Origin of the sequence: Methanobrevibacter sp. (assembly GCF_045577275.1) — an archaeon.
Classification (GTDB): Archaea; Methanobacteriota; Methanobacteria; order Methanobacteriales; family Methanobacteriaceae; genus Methanobrevibacter.
Genome location: NZ_JAZNIB010000138.1, coordinates 1 through 2,163, shown reverse-complemented (window position 1 = coordinate 2,163; position 2,163 = coordinate 1). Strand labels below are relative to the sequence as shown.

Genomic DNA, 2,163 nt, shown 5'->3' with positions numbered 1-2,163 from the left:
TATTTTCTACATTAATCATGATTTTATTGCTCATTATAAATTTTCCAATGCTGGAGCAAAATTTAAGTTCAAATATTGAAATTGAAGAGAACAGTGAAGGCAGATTTTTGCTTGACCATGTTGCAAGTTCAATAAATGAAGTGAATTCCAAGGGATATGGATTCAATAAAAAAATCAGCTTGCCAGAATCAATTAATGAAAACCATTACTCAATTATTGTAAAGAAAAATGAGATTATAGTTGAATTCAACAATAAAAAAGGAAAATCCCAAATTAATCCAATAAATCTTGTAGATACAAACAATAAAACAATGGATAGCGTACAATTGTTCAAGGGAAGAACTTATCTGATTGAAAAGAGATTGATAAATGACAACAAAACTCACATAATCAATCAAAGTTCGATTGAAATTAGACAAATAGAAGGATAAATGATGGGAGAAATTATGAAAATAGATAAAAAAGGTCAAATGACTGTAGAATTGATATTGCTGGTGAGTTTTGCAATTATTAGCGCAATGATTCTTGCCAATGCCGTGATGGACAGCAATGAATTGAATATGGCAATGGCATCAGCAAGAAATGGGGCTTACGAAGGAATATCCTCAAATGGGTTGGCAATTTATCCTAAAGAATCTTTTGATAACTATTCAACAGATCCAAAAAAGCAATTCCTGATGAGACAAAAGAGCATAAAAATAGTCAAAATTTCCGAGACATATAAAGGAAAAGACAATTTCAATAGAACAAGGATACAGTTAAAGATCTATGCATCTTGTCCTAATCTCAAAACAAAGGAAGAGAAGGAATCAGTAGGTGACCGCATAAATTACAATGTTAGAAAAAGCATTACAAATTCATTTAAAACTGAAAATATTACAAATAAGCTGTTCAATCCTGCATTTTCAAACAAGTATAGTTTTACAACTGCAAATGTGGTTTGGGTTTGAAAAATAGAATAGAATAAAGATAAAATAGGATAAAAATAGGATAAAAATAGGATAAAATAATAGAATAGGACAAAATAGAATAAATATTCTTAAAAAAATAAAAAGTAAAAAAAAGTTAAAGGGAAAATGAATGAAAATTCATTCAATTAACCTAAATAATAGAAATAATCTTTTAGATGGATGAACTGAGCAAATGTTTGATCATGAGTTACACCCGGCATTAAAATAGCTACAATTATTCCAAGTATGCCAAATATAATGCCAATACCCCAAATCATCAAAACAGCTGTTCTTTCATCAACAGGTTTTCTCAAGACCAATCTGATCAAGGACTTGAATCCTTGTTTAGGTCTAACAAGTTTTCCATCCTCATTCAGTTCAGTAGGCTTATGCTGTTGCCTTTCCATAACTCCTGCACTGTAGAACTTGAGAGCAGCATCGATGATATTCGGCAAGAGAACAATAAAAGCAATCAATTTAACCCTACCAATGAATGCAATGGCTGCAATTGTAGCACCTATAATAAGGGTTCCTGTATCTCCAGGGAAAACCTTTGCAGGATACATATTGTAGTAGAGGAATGCAATCAAGGTACCTAACATACTCATACTGATAATAGCTACATCATATTTACCTAGAATTATGCAGCTGATGGTAAGAGCAGTCATTGAAATGACCCCTAAACCGGATTCGATACCATTTAAACCTGCAAGCATATTGGTTAGATTGGAACAGATTGAAACAGCTATTGGAATCAGAATCATATACAAAAGACCAACATTAGGAGGAGCAATCCACCATAATGGAATACCTGCTAAAAACAGTAAGAACAACTTTTCTTTAGATGACAAAACAATTAGATCATCTACCATACCTACCATTCCAACAAGAAGAACTACAACAAGAACAACGGTAAGTTGGAAAGTCAATGTTGGGAAAAGAATGATTCCTGTAAAGATTCCTATAATAAATCCAAATATTATACCCATACCACCCATTTCAGCTACAATGGGTCTGGATGATTTATGGATATCTTTTCCTATAATTTCAGCTTGCTCCAACTTATGAATAAGCCAAGGCATAACTAAACGAGTACTGATAAATGATAAGATCCCACAAAGAAGTGCAATTACAACAAGAGGCAATGTGGGAATTGAAATTAAACTAGACATATTTTCACCAAATATTATTGAATATTGAAACTTAATGTTTT

3 protein-coding genes are annotated in these 2,163 nt (G+C 31.9%); 2 read left to right on the top strand and 1 reads right to left on the bottom strand.

Going from position 1 to position 2,163, the window contains the following annotated elements; translation table 11 throughout:
• Together ACKI67_RS04305 and ACKI67_RS04300 are read left to right on the top strand one after the other, a co-directional pair.
• Positions 1 to 431: hypothetical protein (locus ACKI67_RS04305; RefSeq protein ID WP_407462161.1), on the top strand; the 431-nt coding region annotated here is incomplete at its 5' end.
• Between the two features lie 15 nt (positions 432 to 446).
• Positions 447 to 950: a hypothetical protein gene (locus ACKI67_RS04300; RefSeq protein ID WP_407462160.1), complete on the top strand. Its 504-nt coding sequence runs from the start codon at positions 447 to 449 to the stop codon at positions 948 to 950.
• Positions 951 to 1,096: 146 nt separating this feature from the next.
• Here the strand turns inward: ACKI67_RS04300 and ACKI67_RS04295 are convergent, their stop codons facing one another.
• Positions 1,097 to 2,122 (bottom strand): multidrug transporter, encoded by a 1,026-nt coding sequence (locus ACKI67_RS04295; RefSeq protein ID WP_407462159.1) that lies wholly within the window; start codon positions 2,120 to 2,122, stop codon positions 1,097 to 1,099.
• Positions 2,123 to 2,163: the final 41 nt, after the last annotated feature.

Coding starts and splice junctions, on each gene's coding strand:
- ACKI67_RS04300 (WP_407462160.1), top strand. CDS start 447: ATGAAAATAGATAAAAAAGGTCAAATGACTGTAGAATTGATATTGCTG.
- ACKI67_RS04295 (WP_407462159.1), bottom strand. CDS start 2,122: ATGTCTAGTTTAATTTCAATTCCCACATTGCCTCTTGTTGTAATTGCA.